25 protein-coding genes are annotated in these 22633 nt (G+C 40.5%); 11 read left to right on the top strand and 14 right to left on the bottom strand.

Annotated features, from left to right (window positions below; genetic code table 11):
• Window positions 1–20: 20 nt before the first annotated feature.
• The gene (locus tag P8X24_RS01550; RefSeq protein WP_372913761.1) at window positions 21–452 is read right to left on the bottom strand and encodes an OsmC family protein; all 432 of its coding nucleotides are present in this window, start codon (window positions 450–452) and stop codon (window positions 21–23) included.
• Between the two features lie 167 nt (window positions 453–619).
• On the opposite strand from P8X24_RS01550, the gene P8X24_RS01545 reads away from it, so the two are divergent.
• Together P8X24_RS01545 and P8X24_RS01540 are read left to right on the top strand one after the other, a co-directional pair.
• Entirely contained in the window at window positions 620–913 is a 294-nt protein-coding gene (locus P8X24_RS01545) for a lipoate protein ligase C-terminal domain-containing protein (RefSeq protein ID WP_372913760.1), read from the top strand.
• Entirely contained in the window at window positions 898–1455 is a 558-nt protein-coding gene (locus P8X24_RS01540) for a stage II sporulation protein M (RefSeq protein ID WP_372913759.1), read from the top strand. Before P8X24_RS01545 ends, P8X24_RS01540 begins: the two co-directional genes overlap by 16 nt.
• Here P8X24_RS01540 and P8X24_RS01535 read toward each other — a convergent pair.
• Window positions 1366–2478 carry a DUF354 domain-containing protein gene (locus tag P8X24_RS01535; protein ID WP_372913758.1) on the bottom strand — a complete coding sequence of 371 codons (1113 nt, stop codon included), beginning with the start codon at window positions 2476–2478 and terminating at the stop codon, window positions 1366–1368. The two genes, P8X24_RS01540 and P8X24_RS01535, sit on opposite strands and share 90 nt — an antisense overlap.
• A 261-nt stretch (window positions 2479–2739) precedes the next feature.
• On the opposite strand from P8X24_RS01535, the gene P8X24_RS01530 reads away from it, so the two are divergent.
• Both P8X24_RS01530 and wecB read left to right on the top strand, forming a co-directional pair.
• Complete coding sequence (locus P8X24_RS01530; RefSeq protein ID WP_372913757.1) at window positions 2740–3996, top strand: UDP-N-acetyl-D-mannosamine dehydrogenase; 1257 nt, start codon at window positions 2740–2742, stop codon at window positions 3994–3996.
• On the top strand, window positions 3993–5129 hold the full coding sequence (wecB, locus tag P8X24_RS01525) for a non-hydrolyzing UDP-N-acetylglucosamine 2-epimerase (protein ID WP_372913756.1): 1137 nt from the start codon (window positions 3993–3995) through the stop codon (window positions 5127–5129). Before P8X24_RS01530 ends, wecB begins: the two co-directional genes overlap by 4 nt.
• On the opposite strand, the gene P8X24_RS01520 is transcribed toward wecB, so the two are convergent.
• The 5 genes from P8X24_RS01520 to P8X24_RS01500 all read right to left on the bottom strand — a co-directional run bounded on the left by P8X24_RS01520 (window position 5119) and on the right by P8X24_RS01500 (window position 9880).
• Complete coding sequence (locus tag P8X24_RS01520) at window positions 5119–5592, bottom strand: hypothetical protein (protein WP_372913755.1); 474 nt, start codon at window positions 5590–5592, stop codon at window positions 5119–5121. The genes wecB and P8X24_RS01520 overlap by 11 nt on opposite strands.
• Window positions 5593–5685: 93 nt before the next feature.
• Complete coding sequence (locus tag P8X24_RS01515) at window positions 5686–6750, bottom strand: ABC transporter ATP-binding protein (protein ID WP_372913754.1); 1065 nt, start codon at window positions 6748–6750, stop codon at window positions 5686–5688.
• Entirely contained in the window at window positions 6750–7580 is an 831-nt protein-coding gene (locus P8X24_RS01510) for a carbohydrate ABC transporter permease (RefSeq protein ID WP_372913753.1), read from the bottom strand. Before P8X24_RS01510 ends, P8X24_RS01515 begins: the two co-directional genes overlap by 1 nt.
• The gene (locus P8X24_RS01505; RefSeq protein WP_372823163.1) at window positions 7577–8518 is read right to left on the bottom strand and encodes a carbohydrate ABC transporter permease; all 942 of its coding nucleotides are present in this window, start codon (window positions 8516–8518) and stop codon (window positions 7577–7579) included. Before P8X24_RS01505 ends, P8X24_RS01510 begins: the two co-directional genes overlap by 4 nt.
• Before the next feature lie 3 nt (window positions 8519–8521).
• Complete coding sequence (locus tag P8X24_RS01500; RefSeq protein WP_372913752.1) at window positions 8522–9880, bottom strand: ABC transporter substrate-binding protein; 1359 nt, start codon at window positions 9878–9880, stop codon at window positions 8522–8524.
• A gap of 117 nt (window positions 9881–9997) precedes the next feature.
• Between P8X24_RS01500 and P8X24_RS01495 the strand changes: the two genes are divergently transcribed.
• The 3 genes from P8X24_RS01495 to P8X24_RS01485 are packed head-to-tail and all read left to right on the top strand — an operon-like array spanning window position 9998 to window position 13831.
• Window positions 9998–11053 (top strand): TrmB family transcriptional regulator, encoded by a 1056-nt coding sequence (locus tag P8X24_RS01495; protein ID WP_372913751.1) that lies wholly within the window; start codon window positions 9998–10000, stop codon window positions 11051–11053.
• Between the two features lie 5 nt (window positions 11054–11058).
• The gene (locus P8X24_RS01490; protein ID WP_068323601.1) at window positions 11059–11748 is read left to right on the top strand and encodes an HAD-IA family hydrolase; all 690 of its coding nucleotides are present in this window, start codon (window positions 11059–11061) and stop codon (window positions 11746–11748) included.
• A complete protein-coding gene (locus P8X24_RS01485; protein WP_372913750.1) occupies window positions 11732–13831 on the top strand; it encodes a glycoside hydrolase family 65 protein in 2100 nt (699 codons plus the stop codon). The genes P8X24_RS01490 and P8X24_RS01485 overlap by 17 nt, the downstream gene beginning before the upstream one ends.
• Here the strand turns inward: P8X24_RS01485 and P8X24_RS01480 are convergent.
• From P8X24_RS01480 to P8X24_RS01470, 3 genes are all read right to left on the bottom strand, one after another.
• A complete protein-coding gene (locus P8X24_RS01480) occupies window positions 13814–14506 on the bottom strand; it encodes a metallophosphoesterase family protein (protein ID WP_372913749.1) in 693 nt (230 codons plus the stop codon). The two genes, P8X24_RS01485 and P8X24_RS01480, sit on opposite strands and share 18 nt — an antisense overlap.
• A 118-nt stretch (window positions 14507–14624) precedes the next feature.
• A complete protein-coding gene (locus P8X24_RS01475; RefSeq protein WP_372913748.1) occupies window positions 14625–15023 on the bottom strand; it encodes a hypothetical protein in 399 nt (132 codons plus the stop codon).
• A gap of 50 nt (window positions 15024–15073) precedes the next feature.
• Window positions 15074–16333 carry a radical SAM protein gene (locus tag P8X24_RS01470; protein WP_372913747.1) on the bottom strand — a complete coding sequence of 420 codons (1260 nt, stop codon included), beginning with the start codon at window positions 16331–16333 and terminating at the stop codon, window positions 15074–15076.
• Between the two features lie 63 nt (window positions 16334–16396).
• Between P8X24_RS01470 and glyS the strand changes: the two genes are divergently transcribed.
• Window positions 16397–18109, top strand: coding sequence for a glycine--tRNA ligase (gene glyS, locus P8X24_RS01465; protein ID WP_372913746.1), 1713 nt, complete (start codon window positions 16397–16399; stop codon window positions 18107–18109).
• 28 nt (window positions 18110–18137) lie between these two features.
• Complete coding sequence (locus tag P8X24_RS01460) at window positions 18138–18632, top strand: DUF402 domain-containing protein (protein ID WP_372913745.1); 495 nt, start codon at window positions 18138–18140, stop codon at window positions 18630–18632.
• Here P8X24_RS01460 and P8X24_RS01455 read toward each other — a convergent pair.
• A complete protein-coding gene (locus P8X24_RS01455) occupies window positions 18624–19025 on the bottom strand; it encodes a DUF356 domain-containing protein (protein WP_372913744.1) in 402 nt (133 codons plus the stop codon). The two genes, P8X24_RS01460 and P8X24_RS01455, sit on opposite strands and share 9 nt — an antisense overlap.
• A gap of 168 nt (window positions 19026–19193) precedes the next feature.
• On the opposite strand from P8X24_RS01455, the gene P8X24_RS01450 reads away from it, so the two are divergent.
• Entirely contained in the window at window positions 19194–19670 is a 477-nt protein-coding gene (locus P8X24_RS01450; protein ID WP_372913743.1) for a pyruvoyl-dependent arginine decarboxylase, read from the top strand.
• Here P8X24_RS01450 and P8X24_RS01445 read toward each other — a convergent pair.
• Complete coding sequence (locus P8X24_RS01445) at window positions 19651–20445, bottom strand: 7-cyano-7-deazaguanine synthase (RefSeq protein WP_372913742.1); 795 nt, start codon at window positions 20443–20445, stop codon at window positions 19651–19653. The two genes, P8X24_RS01450 and P8X24_RS01445, sit on opposite strands and share 20 nt — an antisense overlap.
• Window positions 20446–20735: 290 nt before the next feature.
• On the opposite strand from P8X24_RS01445, the gene P8X24_RS01440 reads away from it, so the two are divergent.
• Window positions 20736–21539 (top strand): hypothetical protein, encoded by an 804-nt coding sequence (locus P8X24_RS01440; protein WP_372913741.1) that lies wholly within the window; start codon window positions 20736–20738, stop codon window positions 21537–21539.
• On the opposite strand, the gene P8X24_RS01435 is transcribed toward P8X24_RS01440, so the two are convergent.
• Window positions 21530–22279 carry an MBL fold metallo-hydrolase gene (locus P8X24_RS01435; protein ID WP_372913740.1) on the bottom strand — a complete coding sequence of 250 codons (750 nt, stop codon included), beginning with the start codon at window positions 22277–22279 and terminating at the stop codon, window positions 21530–21532. The genes P8X24_RS01440 and P8X24_RS01435 overlap by 10 nt on opposite strands.
• A 24-nt stretch (window positions 22280–22303) precedes the next feature.
• Window positions 22304–22603, bottom strand: a complete 300-nt coding sequence (locus P8X24_RS01430) for a DUF2103 domain-containing protein (RefSeq protein WP_372913739.1) — start codon at window positions 22601–22603, stop codon at window positions 22304–22306.
• Window positions 22604–22633: the final 30 nt, after the last annotated feature.

Raw genomic sequence — 22633 nt, 5'->3', positions numbered from 1 at the left:
GGGAGAAGAGGTATAAAACCTTAGACCTTTTCAAGAATTAGTTCAGTGGGAGTTGGGTTTGCAAGGTTATCACTAACTGGACATCTCTCTTCTACTCTCTTGAGCCACTCCCTTAGAGTTTCCTCATCAACATCAGCATCTACTCTAACCACTGCCTTAACTGTCTTGAACCCTGCCCTGCCCTCATCTTGTCCCATGAATTTTGCTGGGTTAAATATTCCGGTAACTTCAATTTCAAGGTTCTTGATTTCAAAACCCATATCCTTTGCTACCATGTGCCCCACTATATTTATGCAACCAACTAACGCTGCGAGAACGTATTCTATTGGAGATGGTGCTTCTCCACCTAGCTTATCCATGATTATTTCGTAATCTCCTGCCTTTATGGATGTCTTTGTGGGAGAAAGGGCCTTCCCAACTACCTTGATCTCTAGGTCTTTATACTTCGCCATGGATATCCCTCACTTTACCTTAATTTCATGTATTTAAAAGTCGTTCCTTAACTTTTTGTTCTTCACTGTAATATTTGTATACATGGATACATCTGCTTGTTAGAAGAAAAACTATGGGTGACAAAAGGCTTTTGAGAGTATGGGGGGATGTTATCTCGGGGGAATTCATGAAGTTGGTTGGCGAGCACAAGGCTAAGAAGGGATTAATAAGGATGGAAATTGAAGAAGAGCATGGAATAGTTAAAAACATTGTAATAAGTGGAGATTTCTTTATATATCCGGAGGACATCATTGAAGAACTTGAAAAACATTTAGTAGGAAAAAGGCTTGAGAGTCTTGAGGCCACAATAGAAGATTTCTTTTCAGTAAGACACGATGTTGAGATGCCTTATCTAAACGTTGAAGACTTTAAAATAGCCCTTAGAAAAGCTTTGGAGGAATGTAAATGGGAAGGAAATTAAAGTTCTTTACATTCTTGTTAGGCACTTTCTTTTTAGGAGTATTCGTAGGTGTTATCATAGCGAAAATGAACCCTTCCGCAGCTGAGTATCTTTTTAAATTTCTTAGGGAAGTCTTTGGGGAGGGAAGACTTCCTAGTGGATTCAGTTTGTTTCTCTTAATCTTCTTGAATAATACAAGGGTTGCCATAATAATGGCCTTTGGTGGCCTTGTTTTTGGAATACTCCCCCCACTTATCTTACTCTTTAATGGTGCTGTTGTGGGGATAGTTGGGTACCATGTCTCAAGTATGGGAGAACCATTAAGGAAAGTCATATTGGCAATAGTTCCTCACGGGATTCTTGAAGTTCCTGCCTTAGTAATTGCGGGTGTCGGGGGAATGAATTGGTTTGCAGAATTAGTTCTTGGAGAAGGTGATTTCTCTGAGAGATTTAAGAGAGGATTTAAGGAGATGTTAAAGCTTTTGTTCGTGGCTATACTCCTTCTCTTCGTAGCTGCGCTTGTAGAGGCCTTCATAACCCCTAAGATTGCTGGAATAGGATAGCCTTTCTACTTCTTCAACTATAACATCAACTGGGTTTTCCATTGAGCTCATGATCATTCTGATGTGCTTCCTGTATATGTTATTCTTCCGTATAATTTCCCAAGCCTTCGTTGCTACCTCTACTGGATTTGTAGAATGGAATTTAACTCCGAGTTCTATTAACCACTTAGTAACTGCTAGTAATCTCCCTGGATATGTTGAGATTGCTGGGGTTCCTAAGGCGAGAGCCTCCCTATTCATAGTTCCGCCGGCCCCAATCATTAATTTTGCATAGAACAGGAGGGTTAGCGTGTCAACAACATTTTCGGGTATTATTACATTCTCGAATCTTTCAAATACCTTCTTCTGCTCTTCAGTTCTGGGGAATAAGACTATAGGCATGTCGGGGAGCAGAGGTATTATATCTTCAAGTATGCTCCTCTCTTTATCTCCGTTAAAGTAGTTAGCCTTTATTGGCTCTGGCCGCATAACTATATATGAGTACTCTTTAAGCCCTAATTCTTTCAGGACACTCTTATTTGGCGTAAACCCATAGACATTAGCTATTTCAGCTATTCCTTCGATGCCTCTAAGGGAATTTGGGTTTGCTCCGCATTTCAATAGTTCATAAACATCTATCACGCTTGGATATATCAACCTGGTAGTAAAAGGAAACATTAGCTTATTCTGGGGTGTGGCAGTTTCATTGTCTACAAACCCTATGGAGGGTATTTTTAATCCAAAAGCTATCCTGGGAGCTTCTGGATTATTTTTATATAATGCGATGTCAGGTTTCTCTTCTATAATGAGCTTGGAGAGCTTGTACACCCTCTCCGTACTTGCCAGTAGCTTTCCCTCTAATGTTGCTCCTCCGTGCTTTCCCACGGAAATGTAATCTATCCCCAACATATCAAGGACACTTGTTAATCCATCGAATTCACGCGTAGTTACTAAGATTTCAAATCCCCTCGCTTCAAGTTCCTTAATCACCCCTTTGAAGAAGTGAGCATGAGGTGAATTTGTTATGTCTATCCACACCTTCATACATTTGGCACCTATTCTAAATCCCTACAATGCTCGTTATAAGGGTTTTTCGAAGATAGCTTTCTTTGATGATTTGTAAACCTTTCTCACGATTTCTTAAGCGTTAAATCTTGACATAATAATTAGTTTAGGGTAATTGTTGCTCTATTTCCCCTGATTTTAATATCAGCCTGTTTCCGTGAATGTTTTATTCCAAAAGAATCTACAGTTAGGAACCCTTAAATTCCTTCCTTAGATATCCCAGAGGGTGGTGAGGGGGTAATGAGAATTGGAGTTATAGGCCTTGGCTATATAGGTCTACCCACGGCAATCATGTTTGCTTCATCTGGTCACCAAGTTGTGGGACTTGAAATAAGAGAAGATGTTGTGAGAAAGATAAACTCTGGAAATGCTCACATAATAGAGCCAGAAATTAACGAAAGGCTCAAAGCTGTTATGGCAGAGGAAAGATTTCATGCAACCACTAGGCCAGAAGATTTGAGGGGGATGGATGCATTTATAGTTTGTGTTCAGACGCCTTTAGTGGGAGACAAGCCGGATCTAAGTTACGTGGAGAATGCAATTAGGACAATAGCCGAAGTTATGGATAGAGGGGCCCTAGTGGTCATTGAGAGCACAGTGCCCCCAGGAACAACAGTCAAGATGGCAAGGTTACTTGAGACTTTGACTGGAATGAGGGAGGGGATTGACTTTTATGTTGCCCATGCTCCAGAACGCGTAATGCCTGGGAGAATATTCCGAGAGCTGGTATATAACTCAAGGATAATTGGAGGAGTCAGTTCCAAGAGTGCAATCTTAGCTGAGAGGCTATACAGATCGTTCGTTAAAGGAGAAATTCACATAACAGATGCAACTACCGCTGAAATGGTCAAGCTTATGGAAAATACATTTAGGGACGTTAATATAGCCCTAGCTAATGAATTTGCATACTTGGCTCAACAATATGGAGTTAATGTCTTTGAGGCAATAAGATTAGCGAATACACACCCAAGGGTTAACATCCATATTCCCGGGATTGGAGTTGGAGGTCACTGTTTACCCAAGGATCCATATTTATTATTATCAAATGCAGAAAGAGACTTTGGTTTAATAAGGCTTGCTAGAAGGATAAATGAAGGAATGCCCAAAATAGCGTTGGCATTGTTATTTGAAGCTTTTGAACAATTAAACATCGATCCGGCAACCTCAATTGTTACTATCCTTGGATTGGCCTATAAGGGAGACACAGACGATACTAGAAACTCCCCGGCTTTAAAACTGAAGGAGCTTCTAGGAGGAAAAGTGCTAGAGGTTAGAACTTATGATCCCTATGTTCCAGGGACTCATGATAACTTGGAAGATGCCATAATGGGGTCTGACGCGATAATAATAGCAACGGATCATAGGGAATTTAAGGAGCTTGATTGGGACAAGATAGGAAAACTAATGAGAACTAAAGTCTTGATTGACGGGAGGGGTATCATAGACCGGCCTCCAAGGGGATTTTTGTTTAAAGGAATAGGGAGGGGTGACGTTTGAGGCCAGCGATAATATTTGGGACTCGGCCTGAGATAATCAAGCTTTCTCCAGTGATAAGAGCTTTTTTAAATAAGGGAATTCAGCCTATGCTAATCCATACTGGTCAGCATTATGATTACGAGATGAGCCAGATATTCTTAGAGGAATTGGAACTCCCAGAAATAGACTATCACTTGGAGGTTGGATCTGGCACTCAGGCTGAACAGACGGGATTCGCCATGATAAAAATAGAGAAAGTCCTCATTAATGAGAGACCTGACGTTAGCATAGTTCAGGGAGACACAAATACCGTGCTTGCGGGGGCGTTGGCGAGTGTTAAGTTATTAATTCCCGTAGCTCATGTAGAAGCGGGGTTGAGGAGCCACGATAGAACAATGCCTGAGGAGATAAACAGGATACTAGCTGACCATGCCAGTGAGGTTCTTTTTGCGCCTACCCTTGAGGCTAAAGAAAACTTAGAGCGGGAAGGTATAAGAAGACATGTATATGTCGTCGGGAATACGATCGTTGATGCGGTGCTTCAAAATTCTGAAATAGCTGAGAAGAAAAGCAAGATTTTGTCGGAGTTAGACTTATCTCCAAAGGAATATATATTAGTTACAGCCCACCGAAAGGAAAATGTCGATAACAGAGACAGACTCACAAAATTAGTTGACATATTATTATCTCTTCCGTTGACTACAGTGTATCCCGTTCATCCAAGGGCCGAAAAAAAGTTGAAGGAGTTTGGACTATGGGAAAAACTTGAGAAAGCTGAGCATATAATATTGACAAAACCCTTAGGATACCTTGACTTTTTAAAGTTAGAAAAGAATGCTAAGGTAATAATGACTGATTCTGGGGGGATACAGGAAGAGGCAATAATCCTTGGGGTACCATGCTTAACCCTTAGGTATAATACAGAAAGGCCGGAAACAGTGAAAGCCGGAGGGAATATATTGGTCGGGGTTGAAAAGGAGTTAGCTCTAATGTACGTTAGAAAGTTGCTTGAAGATGAGAAGTTCTATCAAAAAATGGCTTCAGCAAGAAATCCATTTGGCGATGGAAAGGCAGGCGAGAGAATAGTTAATATTCTACTCGCTCTATGGGAGGAAGGTAAGCTAAAAGTCCCTTCTTCAAACTTTATCTCTTAAGCATCTTTGTCACGTTCTCCACTCTTTCTATTAACTTATCAAGTGTGTTTTTAATTTCCCTTGATTCGTTTCCTCTAAATATTCCAAGGAACCTTTCTATTATTGATTCCGATTGCTTTGTAGAGTTCTCTACGATCTTAAGAGTTTCGTTGTATATCTTTTGCGCATATTCATAACTTAAACTAGTGTTAGTGACGTACCATTGGGTTGGATCTAGAAGCTTCTTCTTTAGATCCTCGTCTATTGCAGTAACGTTGTATACCCCTCTGGTGAGGTTCAAGCCTCCATTCTCCTGCATGGTATAGTTTTGCTGTGAGATATTAAGTTGTATTTTGTTAACTCTCTCGCTTATTTTAGTGACCTCGCTAGCCTTATTGGTAAGATTTTGGGTTATGCTGAACATCCCCCCTAAGAACATACCGACAAATACTAATGAGAGGATTACCACTAATGCCCACTTCATTTTACCTCACCAATATGTAATTTATGTGACAAGGATGTTAAATATGTTTCGTCGAAAATAACGATAAATTAAGGGAGTTTAGGGAAAATGGCTCTAATAAATTGCTGTTTTTGTCTTGGGATTAAAAAAGTACATTTTCCCACTTTCTGGCTTCCAGTAGATCCTTTCTTTTATGGCTATGTTTTCAGGGGCTTTTATTATTATCTCAAATTCTCCATAGTCTACATGAACGTAATTCTCAACTCCTAGCTTCTCTATTCCAATTATTTTTCCTTCAATGAATCCTTTCATGGGAGCTGTTGATACTATAACATGCTGAGGCCTAAATCCTATTAGTATCTCTCCCTCTGGTGTATCTTCCGGGACAGGAATCTCAAAGAAGGAAGTTACAAAGAACTTTTTATTATTTTTGCTTATAACTTCCCCCTTAATAATGTTCATCTGAGGGCTTCCAACAAATGTTGCTACGAAAGTATTCTTTGGTTTATAGAATATCTCTTCTGGAGTTCCAACTTGTTGAAGTCTGCCTTTATTCATTACAGCTATCCTGTCGGCCATTGTCATTGCTTCAACTTGGTCGTGGGTGACATATATTGTTGTTATTCCAAGTTCGTGACTTAGTAATTTCTTTAGCTCAAATCTCATCTGGGTTCGTATTTTTGCATCAAGGTTACTAAGTGGCTCATCTAGTAAGAAAACTTCAGGCTCTCTAACGAGAGCTCTAGCGAGGGCAACTCTCTGTTGCTGACCTCCACTCAGTTGGTGGGGTTTCCTATTAAGTAGATCATCTATTCCCAAGAATTTTGCAATTTCTATTACTTTTCTTTTCCTCTCAGATTTTGGTACTCTCATCATCTTCAGAGGAAACTCTATATTCCCAAAAACCGTCATATGGGGATATAATGCATAAGATTGAAAAACCATAGCAACATTCCTTTTTGTTGGGTCTATGTCATTAACAAGCGTATCGCCTATCCATATCTCTCCTTTGCTTGGAGTTTCTAACCCTGCTATCATTCTGAGTGTAGTAGATTTACCGCATCCTGAAGGCCCTAAAAGAACCATGAACTCGCCATCTTTAACTTCTAAGGTTAAATTATCAACCGCAACTACTTTTCCAAAAACTTTTGTAACATTCCTTAGAAGAACTCTAGCCATTATCCCTTCCCTCCCGTAACTACGATTCCTCTAATTAAATACTTGTTAAGGACGATAAACAGGATTATTGTTGGGGCAGAAGCAACGAGTGATCCAGCGATTATAGGAGTATACTCAGTCCACATTGATCTATGGAATGCAAAAGTTAATCCGACTGGCAAAGTGAAGTTTTCAGGACTTCTTAAGAATATCAATGGGCCTATGAATGCGTTCCAAGAACCCAAGAATTGGTAGACAGCTATTGCTCCTAGAGCTGGCTTAGCTAGTGGGAGAGCTATGTAGAAAAATGACTTTATTGGCCCACACCCATCTAGCCTAGCTGCCTCAAATATTTCATTGGAGATCGAGAGGAAATACTGCCTCATTAGGAATATGCTTGAAACATTAGTAAGACCAAGTAATGAAAGTCCGAGGATGTTGTCTATCAGTCCAAGCTTGTAAATGATGATATAATTTGGAACAAGTGTTACAAACATAGGAATCATTAATAGGGAGAGAAGCGCTGAAAACAAAGCATCTCTTCCAGGAAATCTCAGTCTTGCAAATGCGTATCCAGCCATACTCGAAAAAATTACATTTCCAGTCACTATAATTCCTGCATATAGAGAGGTGTTTAATATCCACCTAGGGAAAAGCTCCAATCTGAAGAGCTTTCTGTAATTATCTAAGGTAAAGGGGTTTGGAATCCATTCTGGAGGGTACTTGGAAGCTTGCTCCCATGTCATAAACGAAGCTACCAATGATCTTATGAAGGGCATTAAGTACACTAATGCAAATGCCACTAAGACTAAATAGGTTATAGTCAACCAAGATATCTTCTTTATATTCATCTAACGGCCCTCCCATACTTTCTCTGGAAAATATAAGTTGTTGTGAAGATTATAGCAAAAAGAACCCAACTCTTTGCTGCTGCAACTCCTGGTCTGATTCTTGTAAAAGCTTCATTGTATATGTCCAGGGCTACTGTGTATCCTGCTCCTCCTGGCCCACCGTTTGCTCCTGCCATAACCCATGCTAAATCAAACATTTGGAGAGCTCCTATAAGCCCCATTACAACAACATATGTTATCATTGGTTTTAGCATTGGGATCGTAATGTAAAAGAACCTCTTAATTGGCCCAGCGCCATCAAGCATTGCAGCTTCATAAATTTCTTTTGGTATTGCTTGCATTGCAGCCAGGAATGAAACCATGAAATGTCCACTAGTCCCCCATATTGCAACCATGGCTATTGCTAAAAGTAGGTAATTCCTATTATTTAACCAATCTATAGGCTGAAATCCAGGAATGAGATGAGTTAGGATATAATTAATAAAACCATTCCTCATGAACAACCAGACAAATATAAGGGCTACAATAACGGAGGATGTTGTTGCGGGAAGAAAATATGAGACTTTAAAGAATTGTTGTCCTTTTATCTTTTGGTTTGCAAATGCGGCCAGTACTATAGCTAGAAATGTCTGTATGGGAACCACAATTGCCGTATAAATCAGGATGTTTTTAAGACCTGTATAGAATGGAGATAGCAAGTATGGAGCACCATGAATTCCTCTTATTATGTCCTCAAAGACTATTTTATAATTACTTAGGCCAACGAATTTCATGCTTCCTATATAATCCCACTTAAAGAAGCTTAGGTAAAATGCAAATGCCATTGCAAAATATCCAAAAACCATATTCAATAAAACAGCTACAGAAACGAGTGCCAATCCTGCTATCAGTTCTTTTGTCTTAGTTTTCTCATAAATTGAGGAAAAAGAAAAATGCATAGATCATCCCCCAAGTTCCTCCTTCACGACTTGTTTCATTATTTCAATGGCTTCATCTACAGTAATCTCTCCTCTCATTGCCGATGCCATGGCGTCACTAAACTTATTCTCTAAAATTCCAGACTTCGAACCCCATAGGAATACTATCAAGTCATTGTACATCGGAATAAATGAGAGTGTCTTCTTGTGTTGTGGCCATAGATCTGGGTCATTTTCAAATCCATTTATACTTGGAAGAGTATGACCTGCCTTAACTACAAGTTCTTTCTGTCCTTCAGGTCCAACAACGAATTTTACAAATTCCCAAGCTTCCTTTACGTGCTTACTCTTTGAGTTTATACCCAAGATCACTGTATAAGCCATGGTGACTCTTCCTGCTTTACCGGCTGGAAGTGGTGCTATGTCCCAGTCTTCACCGTATTTAAAGTTGGGGAACTGGTCAGCTAAGAATGGAATCATCCAATTTCCGCTTATTACCATAGCTACTTTTTGCTGACCAAATGCATCTCCTAGCCATCCGGCCCCGACGTCACTTGGTTGTACAACATATGGTTTCTTTCCTTCTTTTACCATCTGTACATGACCAATTCTATAGAGGTCAATGTACCACTTTAAAGTCTCTTTGACTATTGGGTTATCAAACCATGATGCATCTTCGGGTTTTTCAAACCAAGGTCTAGGCGCACCGTTGCTAACGGCTACCGGAACATACCTATTAAATCCTCCAAGGTATATTGCTAGTCCAGGTACCCCTGTCTTTTCAGTAATGATCTTTGCATATTCAAGCAATTCATCCCAAGTTTCTGGAGGCTTTGTAAGTCCTGCTTTTTCAAAAAGTTTCTTATTGTAGAATAATGCTAACATGCTCCAATCTTTTGGTAGTCCATATAACTTACCATTTTTTTCGAAGGGCTTGAGGAGGAATGGATAAAACTGGTTTATGAAGTCTTTGCTTGCAAATTCAGATATTGGATGTAATGCTCCTTTTTCAATAAATATTGGTGCCCAAGAACTGTCTACATAGAATACATCAGGAGCAACTCCAGCACCAAAGGATGCAAGAATGTTCTCATGGAACATCTGGGGTATTACTTCATATTTAACTTTAATATTGGGATACTTCTCCTCAAACTCGCTTATTATCTTCTCGTAATTTTTCATTTCCGTTTCTCCAGCGCTCCAACCAGCGAATCTAATAAAAATCTTTTCTTGTATTTTTGTCTCTGTTTTTGTCTGTGTCTGAGTTTGTACTTGGGTTTGAGTCTGTGTAACGGTAACAGTTTGTTGTCCTCCAATGCATCCACTTCCAATGCTAACAAAAAGCAACAATAGGAGAAGCATACCAAGATGCACTTTTTTCATAGGGATCACCCCTGTATGTTCTCAAAGTTTATACTATAATAATTTTATATAAACTTTTCTGAATTAGTTATAACAATATTTATATAGTAAAACCGCCATAAGTATAGGGGGATCAAGATGTTTTCAACAGCAACGATCATCGAAAAACTTCAGGAACTTGGATTAACAAAGAGAGAAGCAGAAGTATATCTGGCAATATGGAGTAAGAATGGAGCTACAGTAAAGGATCTTTTGGACACATTGGACATTCACCAGCCCCAACTTTACAATATAATCCAGAGTCTAATTCGAAAAGGCTTCATAAAGGCCTCTGCTGGAAGACCAAGGGTTTATACTGCTACCGATATCAGTGCGATAATAGACGTTCAAAAGATGAAACTTGATTCCCTTAAAACTTTCCTTCTAGAGGAGTTAACTCAACTTAGGAGCAATGTTGGAGAAGAGCCTTATATATCTATAATTAGGGGGTTAGAAGGGATAACCGCAAGTATAATTGAGGTTATAAATTCAAGTGAAGTTGAAATAAGGGCCGAAGTTCCTTATCAGGTGTTTAAGAGTATAGAACCTTATCTTCTCAACGCTTTAAGGCGAGAAGTAAATGTTTATCTATTAGTATATCCTGAAAAGATAAGTGGAGTTGGCGAGTTTAGAAAGTTTAAGGAAAATGTAAAGATTAGAACATCGAATTTAGGTAACTTCCTTTTAGTGATAGGGGATCTATCAACAGCAGTATATTCAAAGAGAAGATTCTTTAGTCCAAACAAAGTACCACCACTCCCCACGGAAGTTTATGGGTATGAAATTCACGAAAAAGATCTCCTCCTTAGACTCCTGAACATTCATAATATCCTATGGAGAAAGTCAAAAGAGATTATAGGTTGGGAACCTGGGAGTAATGTGTATCCGAAAACATTTCTTGAATTCTCTTTAGTTTTAGATGAGTTGGAATCTTTGTTGAGATTAGGGAAGCAGCCCGTTGTTGAGGTCGAAGGGATAGATGTGAAAGAAAGAACTCCAGTTAGGATTGAGGGAGTTGTTAGAAGGGTCAACAGATCTGAAGTCATTAGTAATTTTATAATTGAAAGTGAGAACGGTTTGTACACTGTGGGAGGTTTTGATGCTGAGATAGAGGATATTGAGGCCCAGAAGGTTGTGATAAAAGAGGCAAGGTGAGCTTTATGATTGGAATTGTTTGGGACTTTGATGGTGTTTTAGTTTTCACACCTCATGAGAAAGCTTGGAAAATGGCAACGGAAATGTACGGTGGTTATTTGACCCATGATTTTTTTGTGAGATATGTTTCAGGGAAACCTAGATATGAAGGAGCTAGAAATATTCTGGAAAGATTAGGGATCTATGAAAAAGTTGGAGCTTATACAGTAGAGGAAAAGGAAAAGGTACTCAGAGAATTTGCAGAACTAAAGAACAGAATTGTTAATGAAATGTTTGATCGGGGTGAATATGAGGTTAATTGGGAGGCTATTGAGTTTTTACTAGAGGCTAAAAGAAAAGGAGTAAAAAATGCTCTGGCTTCTGCCTCTAAAAATGCCACTAAATTAGCTAGAAAAATTAAGGTGGGTAGTAGAACATTATTGGATCTTTTTGACATTAATGTTAGTGGAAAAGCCCCAAGTAAAAAAGAAGTCTTTAAACTAGCAATAAAAGAGTTACAGAAAAAATTTTCAGTCAAAAAGGTGCTAGTAATAGAAGATGCACCTGCTGGTATAGAAGCGGCAAAGGAGCTTGGCGCTATAACGCTAGGGTATGAAAGGGACTGGAAGTTAAATGCTGATATAACGTTCTCTTCATTTTCTGATTTATCTTTGAAGGATATCCTTGGGGTGATAGAGGATGAAGTTCGTAGTTGAGTACGAAGGTTCCGATCCAAATAAAGAAAAAACATCAACCCTCTTCACCTTGGCAAATGGGTATTTTGGTATAAAAGGAGACATCGAAGTAGAACCAAGTGAGTATGGTACAATGGTTTATGGTTTTTATGATAATACCCCATATTTTTATAGAGAAATAGTCAACGGGCCTAGGATCATTGGTATTAGGATATTTTTAAATGGCATTGAATTTGTACCTTCTTCTCTAAGGGCTTTTACTAAAAGAATACTTAATATTGAGAAAGGTAAAGTTGAGAGTTATATCTCGTCTCCTGTCTTAGAGTATTCCAGTACCAGAATAGTCCACATAAAGGATAGGAATTTAGCAATATTGAAATTTACGATAGTTCCAAAGGAAGAGGGACTACTAACGATATATAATCCAATTGAATTTAAGCAAACAAATCCTTCATTTATAGATGAAGTCAGAGTTAAACATTATAAAATAGTCAAGCTGAAAGAATACCCAACCGGCATATACTCAAAAATTAGAACTTTAGATGGTAAATATGAATTAGAATTAGCATCCTCCCTTTTATTTAGGGGTGATTTTGAGAGAGTTGTGTTGAATAAGGGAGAAGAATTCTTGGAGGTTTATAAGATACACGTGGAAAAGAACAGGAGCTATGAGTTTTCAAAGTTAATATTTGTTGGGGAAGATATTAAAAAAAGGTTAAATAATGTAAAAGAAGTAAACATCGATAAGAACATTAAGGAGCATGAGAATGCATGGAGAGAATTATGGGAAATAGCCAAGGTTAATACTAGTGATAGTGAACTTGAGAGAGCCGTAAATTTTAATATCTTCCACTTATTGCAGAGTGCTCCCCAAACTCCTATAATATCAATTCCTGCTAGAGGACTACATGGTTTTGGGTACAGAGGACATGTGTTCTGGGACACTGAAATTTATGCTTTGCCGTTTTTCATTGCAACATTTCCTGAAAAAGCAAAAATTATGTTGCTCTATAGGTACAATCATCTAAAGGAAGCAAAAGAGAATGCATCGAGGAATGGATTTCATGGAGCTCAGTATCCTTGGGAATCTGCGGACGATGGATATGAAGCTACACCCTCAGAAATTCCACTTGACATTAGTGGAAAGAAGAAAGTTAGGATCTACACGGGAGAGGAAGAGCATCATATAACAGCTGATATTGCATATGCTGTTGACTTGTATTATCAATTCACTGGAGACGAAGATTTCATGAGAAGGTATGGACTTGAAATTATAATAGAAACGGCAAAGTTTTGGGCAAGTAGAGTCGAGTGGAACGGGGAAAAGTATGTAATTAGAAGGGTTATTGGAGCTGACGAATATCATGAACATGTAAACAATAACTTTTTTACTAACATAATGGCAAAATACAACTTGTATCTGGTTTTGAAGTACTTCGAAGATCCAAAGTTTAGAGATGTAGTGATCAAGAAGGTGTCTAAAGAAGATATAGAGAAGTTTAAGGAGATAGTGCATAACTTTTACATTCCTCGAAAAATTAATGGAGTGTACGAAGAATTTGATGGATACTTTAATCTTGAAGATTGTGTAGTCGATAATATTTTTGAAATTGGTGAGAAGAGACTTCCTTTGGACGTCCTTAAGAGAATTGGTAAGACTAAACTTGTGAAGCAGGCAGACGTTATTATGGGAATGGTTCTATTAAAGGATAAATTCTCACCAGAGGATATGGAGAAAAACTTCAATTATTACATAAAGAGAACAACTCATGCATCTTCTCTTTCAATGCCACCTTATGCAATAATGGCTGCTTGGCTTGGGTATGAAGATATAGCATATAGATACCTCGTAAAGTGTGCTAACGTTGATCTATTAGATATTTATGGCAATACGAAGGATGGTTTTCATGTAGCAACTGCTGGTGGTGTTTGGCAAATTATATTTTTTGGATTTCTTGGAATTGACATTAAAGAGGGAAGACTAAAAGCGTTCCCAAGGGTTCCTAGGAATATTAAAAGAATATCATTAAAATTCAAGTATAGAGATCGCTTATATAAAGCCATTTACGAAAATGGACATTTAGAACTAATACCCCTCAAATAGTCTCTCTGCTAAGAAAACGGGAAGACCTGCCTCTATAATTTTGCTTGCTGCAGTTTCAACATCATACTCAACCCTATAAAATTCAACCTTACCATCCTCATATAAGATGGCATAACTTGCCCTCCAGTCTCCATCTCTCGGTTGTCCTACAGCTCCTGGGTTAATGATCCTCCTACCGTTGATGTCTTTAACCATTGGAACGTGTGTGTGGCCTACTAGTAGATCATCTTCCCTTATATACCTAAGGCAATCTGCAAATTCCGAGTCGGGAAGCCAAGGGAAAAGGTACTCATCAAGGGGAGCCCTGGGAGAGCCATGAACCATGTGATACGATCTATCCCCGTAGTTGAAGAACAACCTAACTGGAAGTCGTCTTAGGAACTTCAAGTTCTCTGGAGTCATGACCCTTTGATGCCATCTCACAGCCTGCCTAGCGTAAGGATTGAAGTGCCAATCTGCTCCAAAGGCAATGGCATTGTCATGATTTCCCCTTACACACATAACCTTTCCTTTTTCAATGTACTTCCTCATAAACTCCACAACCTCATTTGGACTTGCCCCATAGCCAACTAAATCTCCCAAGCATACTATGATTTCCGCTTCCTTTATCTCCTTCCACACTGCTTTCAACGCTTCATAGTTAGAATGTATGTCGGAAATTATTGCCACTGCCATTTTTATCACCTAAAATCAGCCCTGGCTGTATTCCTCATCGCCCTACGGCTCAGGCCGTAGGGAAAGTTCATCATAAGCCCGCCAATAGTTAGTCAACTAATTTGGTTAAAAAATTTATTTAGGCGAATGCAAAGAGAGACAAGCCTAGGATGGCTCCTAAGATAAATGCTACAATTATTGCAAGAATAAAGGCCATTAATGTAGCTATTAGGGCCTTTATCCAGCTCGTTGAGAAGATCACTTTTACTATCCATAACTCTGCCATGAATGTGAGGAACATTGCTAGGAGTTTGCCAACTATTGGCATGAAGAAGAAAACAAGGTGAAATATTGCTCTAAAGATTGGCATAAGTATAACGAGAGCGAGAACTGCTATGAATGCTTTTCCAAAGCTAGCATTTTCTATTCCCGCAAGCTTTGCGCCCCCATAAATGAAAATTGCCTCAACAAGTAAGTACACGATAAACGCAACTACAAGGATGACTAGCCCCAATCCTAAGACCCCCATTGATCCCATCATGCTTACCCACAAAATTTAGTTGTAAAAAGTCTATTTTATTTGTTTGTTTAAACTTTTGTCGCTACGTATATTCCATGCCTAGTTCTAACGATCCTTACCTTAATCTTGTCCCCTACCTTCGCATTCGTGTTTATCACTTGAATCAGCCTGTTCCTGGCTTTTGCAATCATTTCACCCTCCATCCTCCCTGGGAGGACAACCTCTGCCTTGACGACTTCTCCTCTCTTAAATGCTAAAGGGATAAATGGCCTAGGATGCATGTCAAAGTGGTGGGGCTTTAAAACTAAGGGCTTCATTCCGGTTTTCTCCTCAAGCTTTCTCAACCATTCGTAGAATTCCTTAAAGGGAACTGGCTTTGCTATGACAGGATTCCTTCCGAACTTGTAGGGGATATAATTTTGGAAACCTAAAGCGGGCCATCTCTTTCCAGCTCCTATTTTCCTCGCGAACTCTATGAAGGCCTCAGCCTCGTTATCATTAACTCCAAAGATTATTACCGGAGCAATTAGAACGTCGATTCCAGCGTTCACTAAAGCCTCTGCCATCTCGAGGACATGGTTTAGATCGTAATCCTTCATTCCCATCAGCATCTTTGCTTTCTCCGGATCGAGAGAGTGGATTGATAGATTAATCCTGTCAAGGCCGGCCTCAGCAAGCTCCTCAACAAGCTTGTCATTAAGCAAAACTCCATTGCTCTGCATGGAAATAACAGAAACATGCGGATGATCCCTCAATGCTTGCACGAGCTCTACTATGTAGGGGTAAAGTAGAGGCTCTCCCTGGGCATCTAAGTGGGCCTCGAGCCCTTTGCCCTTCTGCTGGGCAACCCAATCGAACCATTTCATTAAATAATCTATGTCAACTACGAAGTCGAGCTTTCTTGTTCTCGAGTACGGTCCTTCATCTACGGAGCAGAAGATGCAACTCAAGTTACATCCCGTTGAACCTCTCACCTGAATTAGGTTTGTCCCCCTATCTATGAGGCCAAAGGCATTATACCCCAGCAGGGGGATGTCCATTCCCTCGTGGATGTACAGAACCCTCCTTCTCGTGTACCTGTTCTTAAGTCTCTCGCCAAGGTAGTTCTGAATGAAAAATGCAACGAACTTTTCTACCTCATTATTATCCGTGCTTATGACTAGAAACCCATCCTGAACGTTAATTTCAACTGGTGTGCGGAACTTCCTTTTTATCGCTCTCTTAATCTCCCTCTTTTCATAGTCCGCTATGAGGGTTCTTCTCCAGACTAACCTTATTGTATCCCCATGATCCTCAAAGTACGAATGTGGTAACTTCAACTTTATCATATCGCCAACCCTTATAGACAAAGCTTTTTAGATCTTAACCTTCCTCAGTTAGGGGTTTAGGCCATGGGTGAGAAGTTCGATAAGTACGAGTACCTTCAAGATCTAATGAGGAGGCGAGGCTTTGCTTGGGGAAGTTTTGAGATTTATGGCGGATCAAGGGGATTTTACGATTACGGTCCTCTGGGAGCTACAATAAAGAGGAAAATAGAGAGGAAAATCAGGGAGGCCTTCATAAGGGAAGGGTTCTTTGAGATCGAAACGCCAGATATAACCCCGGAGCAGGTTTTTATTGCCAGTGGCCACGTTGAGAAGTTCGTCGATCCCCTCGTTGAGTGTAAAAAGTGTGGAGCAAGATTTAGGGCTGATCACTTGATAGAGGAAGCCTTGGGAATAGACGTTGAAGGCAAAAGCGCTGAAGAGATGACGAAGATAATCAGAGAGCACAACCTAAGGTGCCCTGAGTGCGGTGGGGAGTTAAGCGACGTTTGGTACTTCAATCTTATGTTTGAAACTTATATTGGACCTTACAAGGATAAGAAGGCTTACCTAAGGCCAGAAACGGCCCAGGGAATCTTCGTGAACTTCAAGAGGTTAAATACATTTGCAAGGAATAAGCTCCCATTTGGAGTGTTCCAAATAGGAAAAGCCTACAGAAACGAAATATCCCCGAGACAGGGAATGATAAGGCTTAGGGAATTCACTCAGGCCGAGGTTGAGATATTCTTTAACCCCAACGAGACTGAGCACCCGCACTTCGACGAAGTCAAGGACGAGAAGCTAAGGCTTTATCCAATAGAGCATCAGCTGAAGGATCTTGGCATAATAGAGGTTACGGCGGAAGAGGCAGTTAAGAAGGGCTATCTAATGAACACATTCTTCGCTTATTATATGGTCATGATCAAGAGGATTCTCTTGGATATAGGGATTCCCGAGGACAAGATAAGGTTCAGGCAACAATTACCCGAGGAGAGGGCTCACTACTCAGCCGACACCTGGGATGCGGAGATTTATAGTGAAAGGTTTGGCTGGGTTGAGTGCGTTGGCCTGGCCTATAGAACGGACTATGACCTTAGCAGGCACATGAAGATGAGCGGTGCTGACCTTACGGTGATGATACACTATGACAAGCCAAAGATAGTGAAAAAGCTACAGGTTTCACTCAACATGAAGAGGGTCGGGCCCAAGCTTAAAGGGGATGCAAAGAAAATCAACGAGAAAATTAGGTCAATGTCCCAGGAAGGGCTTAAAGCTCTAGTTAAAGAGCTTGAGGAAAAGGGTAAAGTTACCATCGATGGCTATGAGCTTGAAAAGGACGACTTCATAATAAAGGAAGTTGAGGAGAAGATCACCGGAGAGAAGATAGTGCCCCACGTTCTCGAGCCTAGCTTTGGTATAGACAGACCGTTCTACCTGTTGCTGGAGAACTCCCTAACAGTGGACGAGGACGGGAGGGTTTATTTGAAGATAAAGAAGGATATGGCCCCAATAGAGGTTGCCGTTTTGCCATTAGTCGCCAAGGAACCTTTAACGAGCATAGCATATGATATCTATAGGACGCTTCAGAAGGAGGGCTTCATAGTGGTTTACGATGAAAAGGACAGCATTGGAAAGAGATATATGCGCTATGATGAGATAGGGACTCCCTACTGCGTAACCGTCGACAACCAAACCCCCGAAGACGGCATGGTGACAATAAGGGACAGGGATACTAGAGAGCAGGTGAGGATTAAGATAGAGGAGTTGCCCAGGAAGCTTAGGGAGCTGATCTTTGGATAGCCCTCTAATTTATTTTTGGGATGGGAAAATGAGAATACACCTAATATATCGCCGCTTCCCCAACAGGGTTCTTGAGAGATATGATGAGCTAGTTGCTGACTTAGGTAGTGTAGTTATTGGCAGATCAAAGTTCGAAGGCATGCTCGCTCCTTTGAGAGTCAATGGTATCGAAGTTATAAGGAACGGCTACGAAATGCTGTACTTTGCTTTTCCTGGGAAGGACTTTGACATTCTGAAGGTGTACAGTGAAGAGGGAGAGTTCGTTGGGCTTTACGTTGATGTACTGGACTACACGAAATGGGATGGAGAGACCTTGGAGATGCTTGATCTTTTCCTTGATATCTTCATATTCCCATCTGGTGAGGCCTTTCTCTTGGATGAGGATGAAATTGAGATGGCTTTAAATTATGGGATTATCTCTCGGGAGAAGTTCCTTAAGGCCTATAGAACCGCCAACAGGATCCTTAGGGAAATAAAAAGCGGGGAGTTTCCTCCCAGGATAGTTTGGGAGTACTCACTCTAGGTTCTCAAACTCAACATCAATGTTTTCTGACCTTTTAACTTCTTTTGGCGGATGGAAGCCCCTCAGCTCCTTAAAACTTCCCCACATCCTCAGTATTTCCTTGTGAACGTGGGTTCCCACAGGAATGACAATTATATGAGCTGGAGGATGTATCTCCCTTATCCTTCCTATTGCCTTCGACGCTGGAAGGTCTATCTGGGCGACGACATGGGCTTTAACTTTCTTTCTAGGCTTTTCTCCAACGATCTGCTCAAAGGCCCAATCTGAAAGTGCAGGGGGAATTATCCTGGGGGTTCCTCTTATCTTCATCCCTCCGTACCTTACAAGATCCGCCAATGCAGTTAGTGCTTTGTCAAAGTTGTCCGTTCTTATCAAAACTATCGTGTTTAGCATTTCTATCCCCAGCTTCCATTAAATTAGCTCGGTTTAAAACTCTATGGTTTCGTTCTAAACTCTTCTAAAGCTTTCATTCCAAATTAAGCCGGATTAAATTTGCGAAACATTTAAAAGACTACTTATAACTTACCCGTTTGGCGAGAGTTCTAAGGAGGTGTGTGGGAAATGAGCTGGACAACTCCCAAGAAGGCCATAATGCTTTCAGCAGTTGCTGAGGGAGGGACGAAGCTCAACGCTTTTGACAATGCCCTCCTTAAAATGGGAATTGGGAACGTTAACTTGGTTAAGCTCAGTAGCGTTATTCCCGCCCACATAGAATGGCTCGATGAGTTACCGAAGAATATCCCGATAGGAATGCTCCTCCCAACGGTTTACGCTCACATAGAGAGTGATGAACCGGGTTCAACGATAAGTGCGGCACTAGGCGTTGGCATAAGCGAGGGTAATGAAGGAGGACTAATTTACGAGTACGCTGGCTACTGCACGAAGAAAGAGGCTGAAGAGATGGTAAAGAAGATGGTTGAAGAGGGATTTAGGGTGAGGGGGTGGAAGCTCAAAGAATTCAAAGTTGTTTCAGCGGAAATAACGGTTAAAGATAAGCCAGCTGCCGCAGTTGCCGCTGTTATAATGTTCCCCTACTGAAATTTTCTATAACCTTTTTAACTTCGCTAAGAACTTCCTCCGTGCAGTTCCAGCACATTACCTCAAAGCTCGGCACCCTCACACTTACCCTCACCTTGTGTTTCCTGGCTATTTTGCTTACCTTATAGTTTACCTTGAATGCGAGATCCATGAGTTTCTCCGTAATCCTTTTGTCCTCATCTATGTACTGTAGAGGACATCCCTCCCTCCACTGTTTCCTCCTTCCATGCTCGTACATCCTGTAGGGCTTAATCCCAGCTTCCTCAGTCAGCTTTTCAACTTCTGAGGCTTTATATCTGATTAGAGGCCTGAAAATCGGTATTCCTATCTTTGGAATTTCGCACAATCGAATGTCCCCAGGGCATTGGTCGAGTAGTGTTCCCACTATTTTGTCGTTGGCATTGTCCCCCTTCGCTATGTAAGAAAAGCCGTTATTTAGAGCGAACCATTTAGCGTTCTTCAGCATGACCTTTTTGCAGTGCACGCATATCGGTCCCTTCCTCCCAACAGCGTCTTTGAGAAGGCCATCGGTTATGTCTATGAGGTAGTGCTCAACTCCAAGCTTCTTTGTGAACTTCATTCCCCATCTCAAAACCTCGGGCCAGCTCCATTTGTGGAAGAACGTTAGAGCAGAAACTTTGAATCCAGCTTCTTTTAATATGTACAGGGTTAAGCTTGAGTCTTTACCTCCTGAGAACATGACAACTATCTTCTTTTCAATAATTCTTGTTTTCTCTCCGAATTTTCTTATCTCTCTTACGACATCATCAAGCATGAAAAAAGAACCGCCGGCGGGGTTAAAAGGGTTTGGGGGCCATTTATGTTCTGTCGGCCCCCTGGGGGTCCCGACGTCATCGCAACCCTCAGTACTCGTCGGGCAATTATAAATCGCTTTACTCGTATTAAAATTTTGCCAGAAACGTTTTTAAATAACATTATTTAGACCTAATAACACTTACAACGAGTATATTAATTACGTAATAATTTAAAATAAAATACCACCTATAAAATTAGTCAGCAATCCTTATATAAGTTAAATCTTAACCTATTGATGGGGGAAATTACATGAAGGCAAACAAATATATTGCCTTTCTCATTATCATAGTTTTGTTTGGAGTTGTTCTATATATCAATAGTCACCCTAAGAAAATGGAGGTCCCACCCAAGTACCTAATATTATCAAAGTACGAGGGTTTCGTTGTAGGTTATGTAAATGATTCATTTCGAATAGATGTGTATATCATCAGTAATAGGAGAATCAATGGAGTAATTTCTGCAAGTGTAAATAATTTGCCTGATTGTATATCTTTTGTTGACTATTCTCTTGACTCAACATTGTACTTTCAGGATAGTAATTTACATGAGTTAACACTCTTCCTATATCTAAAGCCGAACAGAGCAGGGAAATGTCTAATTAACAACTCTACATTGTCACTCAAAATTAATAACAGGACTTTTGTTGCCCCCCTAGGAAGGATAGAAGTTATTGCATACGAGAAGAAATGTAAACCTCAACTAGCAATTACCAAATATATCTCTGGCTCTATAGGCCCCAAAGATGCCCCAATATACTTAAACTACACTCTTAATAACCAACTAAATGTCCCCGTGGAAATATCAAAGGTAATCCTTAATTTACCTGGGATAAAAATCGTTGATACAAATGTACCTTTAAAAATTGATCCAAACTCATCCTCGACTTTATACATAGATACTGTGAACACAACTAAAATGAACAACTTATACATAATCCAACCAGGTATTGAAATTATTCAGAATACTAATACTTGCATAATTCCTCTAGAGCCTTTCTATTATGCCACAATACCTCCTAAAGATGAGTTGGTAAAAATGTTATCTCAACAGTAAAAGACCATTCCATCGTAGGCAACCAGAACCTTATTGCCCCACCTCCCCTTCACGTACCTGACTAGCTGAAGGAAGGGCAGGTTCTTGTGGGAGATGTGGCTTAGAATTGTCCTTTCAGCTAGTCTAGTCCCAATATTGGCGGCCTCATCGACGTTATTGTGGTACGGATCCTCAAAGCCCGGGGGATAAGTGGCATCAACTATCGCCAGTCTAATTGGTGCTTTCTCAGCTAGGAACTCCCAGGTTTCCTGGGGCAGTCCTTTTGTATCGTAGAGCAACGCTATTCCTTTTCCGTCCTCTTCTATGTAGTAGCCAAACGTCTCTATCTGGTGGTTGAGCTTTAGTGCAGTAACGCTTATCCTCCCGATCCTTATCTCTTCCCATGGCTCAATTATCTCGGGCTTTAAATTCTTAGGGTCGTTAAGGATCAGGGCATCCGCATGTCCCCTGGGGGCGTACAGCTTAGTTTCCATTGCCGTCCACCTGAGCTTGTAGAGCCCATAGATGTGGTCGTGGTGCCAGTGGGTCAGGAAGATTGCATTAAGAGGTGCATTGAGGTGCTCTCTTATGTCCGTTCCAACATCGAACAAAATTACTTCTCCATTCTCTCCAATAACTGCTATGGTTGAGGGCTTCCTCTGAGCGAAGCCAAATTTTCTAGCCTCAGAACATGTAGGACAGTTGCAGAGGTGAACTGGAATTCCTTCACTCCCCCCGGTTCCGATGAAGTACACTATCATGGATGCTGAGTAGTTCCCCACCTCTTAAACTTTCCTCCATTCTTCCATTAACCTCTCAATTTCCCTCCTAACCCTCTCCCTGTCCTTTTTGTCAACTACCAGAAATACATCCTGAACGCTCCCATTGCTTTTCGCTACAAGCTTTAGGCCAGAATAAGTCTCCCTTGAAACCTTTATCTCAAAACCTCGCGAGTCAGAAGAGTATATCCTCCCAGGGATGACTTTCTTAACCCCAGGGATCTTAGCTATCTCCTCTAAAGGCTTCTCCAACCCTTTCAAGAAGTGATGCTCCCTCTTCACACCCCTCTTGAAGTACTTGGGCATGTGTTAAAATTAAAGGAGGGGTTTAAAAGT

The organism is Pyrococcus kukulkanii (assembly GCF_041647995.1).
In the GTDB taxonomy this organism is placed as follows: domain Archaea; phylum Methanobacteriota_B; class Thermococci; order Thermococcales; family Thermococcaceae; genus Pyrococcus.
Note: the sequence above shows the minus strand (reverse complement) of the source record. Positions and strands in the feature narration are given on the sequence as shown.

What these genes read in the sequence shown, in the direction of transcription:
- P8X24_RS01495 (WP_372913751.1), top strand. Translation starts at nt 9,998, where the DNA reads ATGTTTTCAACAGCAACGATCATCGAAAAACTTCAGGAACTTGGATTA.
- P8X24_RS01485 (WP_372913750.1), top strand. Translation starts at nt 11,732, where the DNA reads ATGAAGTTCGTAGTTGAGTACGAAGGTTCCGATCCAAATAAAGAAAAA.
- P8X24_RS01440 (WP_372913741.1), top strand. Translation starts at nt 20,736, where the DNA reads ATGAAGGCAAACAAATATATTGCCTTTCTCATTATCATAGTTTTGTTT.
- P8X24_RS01535 (WP_372913758.1), bottom strand. Translation starts at nt 2,478, where the DNA reads ATGAAGGTGTGGATAGACATAACAAATTCACCTCATGCTCACTTCTTC.
- P8X24_RS01505 (WP_372823163.1), bottom strand. Translation starts at nt 8,518, where the DNA reads ATGCATTTTTCTTTTTCCTCAATTTATGAGAAAACTAAGACAAAAGAA.
- P8X24_RS01515 (WP_372913754.1), bottom strand. Translation starts at nt 6,750, where the DNA reads ATGGCTAGAGTTCTTCTAAGGAATGTTACAAAAGTTTTTGGAAAAGTA.
- P8X24_RS01530 (WP_372913757.1), top strand. Translation starts at nt 2,740, where the DNA reads ATGAGAATTGGAGTTATAGGCCTTGGCTATATAGGTCTACCCACGGCA.
- P8X24_RS01445 (WP_372913742.1), bottom strand. Translation starts at nt 20,445, where the DNA reads ATGCTTGATGATGTCGTAAGAGAGATAAGAAAATTCGGAGAGAAAACA.
- P8X24_RS01510 (WP_372913753.1), bottom strand. Translation starts at nt 7,580, where the DNA reads ATGAATATAAAGAAGATATCTTGGTTGACTATAACCTATTTAGTCTTA.
- glyS (WP_372913746.1), top strand. Translation starts at nt 16,397, where the DNA reads ATGGGTGAGAAGTTCGATAAGTACGAGTACCTTCAAGATCTAATGAGG.
- P8X24_RS01480 (WP_372913749.1), bottom strand. Translation starts at nt 14,506, where the DNA reads ATGGCAGTGGCAATAATTTCCGACATACATTCTAACTATGAAGCGTTG.
- P8X24_RS01545 (WP_372913760.1), top strand. Translation starts at nt 620, where the DNA reads ATGAAGTTGGTTGGCGAGCACAAGGCTAAGAAGGGATTAATAAGGATG.
- P8X24_RS01540 (WP_372913759.1), top strand. Translation starts at nt 898, where the DNA reads ATGGGAAGGAAATTAAAGTTCTTTACATTCTTGTTAGGCACTTTCTTT.
- P8X24_RS01455 (WP_372913744.1), bottom strand. Translation starts at nt 19,025, where the DNA reads ATGCTAAACACGATAGTTTTGATAAGAACGGACAACTTTGACAAAGCA.
- P8X24_RS01430 (WP_372913739.1), bottom strand. Translation starts at nt 22,603, where the DNA reads ATGCCCAAGTACTTCAAGAGGGGTGTGAAGAGGGAGCATCACTTCTTG.
- P8X24_RS01450 (WP_372913743.1), top strand. Translation starts at nt 19,194, where the DNA reads ATGAGCTGGACAACTCCCAAGAAGGCCATAATGCTTTCAGCAGTTGCT.
- P8X24_RS01470 (WP_372913747.1), bottom strand. Translation starts at nt 16,333, where the DNA reads ATGATAAAGTTGAAGTTACCACATTCGTACTTTGAGGATCATGGGGAT.
- P8X24_RS01490 (WP_068323601.1), top strand. Translation starts at nt 11,059, where the DNA reads ATGATTGGAATTGTTTGGGACTTTGATGGTGTTTTAGTTTTCACACCT.
- P8X24_RS01550 (WP_372913761.1), bottom strand. Translation starts at nt 452, where the DNA reads ATGGCGAAGTATAAAGACCTAGAGATCAAGGTAGTTGGGAAGGCCCTT.
- P8X24_RS01500 (WP_372913752.1), bottom strand. Translation starts at nt 9,880, where the DNA reads ATGAAAAAAGTGCATCTTGGTATGCTTCTCCTATTGTTGCTTTTTGTT.
- P8X24_RS01435 (WP_372913740.1), bottom strand. Translation starts at nt 22,279, where the DNA reads ATGATAGTGTACTTCATCGGAACCGGGGGGAGTGAAGGAATTCCAGTT.
- P8X24_RS01460 (WP_372913745.1), top strand. Translation starts at nt 18,138, where the DNA reads ATGAGAATACACCTAATATATCGCCGCTTCCCCAACAGGGTTCTTGAG.
- P8X24_RS01475 (WP_372913748.1), bottom strand. Translation starts at nt 15,023, where the DNA reads ATGGGATCAATGGGGGTCTTAGGATTGGGGCTAGTCATCCTTGTAGTT.
- P8X24_RS01520 (WP_372913755.1), bottom strand. Translation starts at nt 5,592, where the DNA reads ATGAAGTGGGCATTAGTGGTAATCCTCTCATTAGTATTTGTCGGTATG.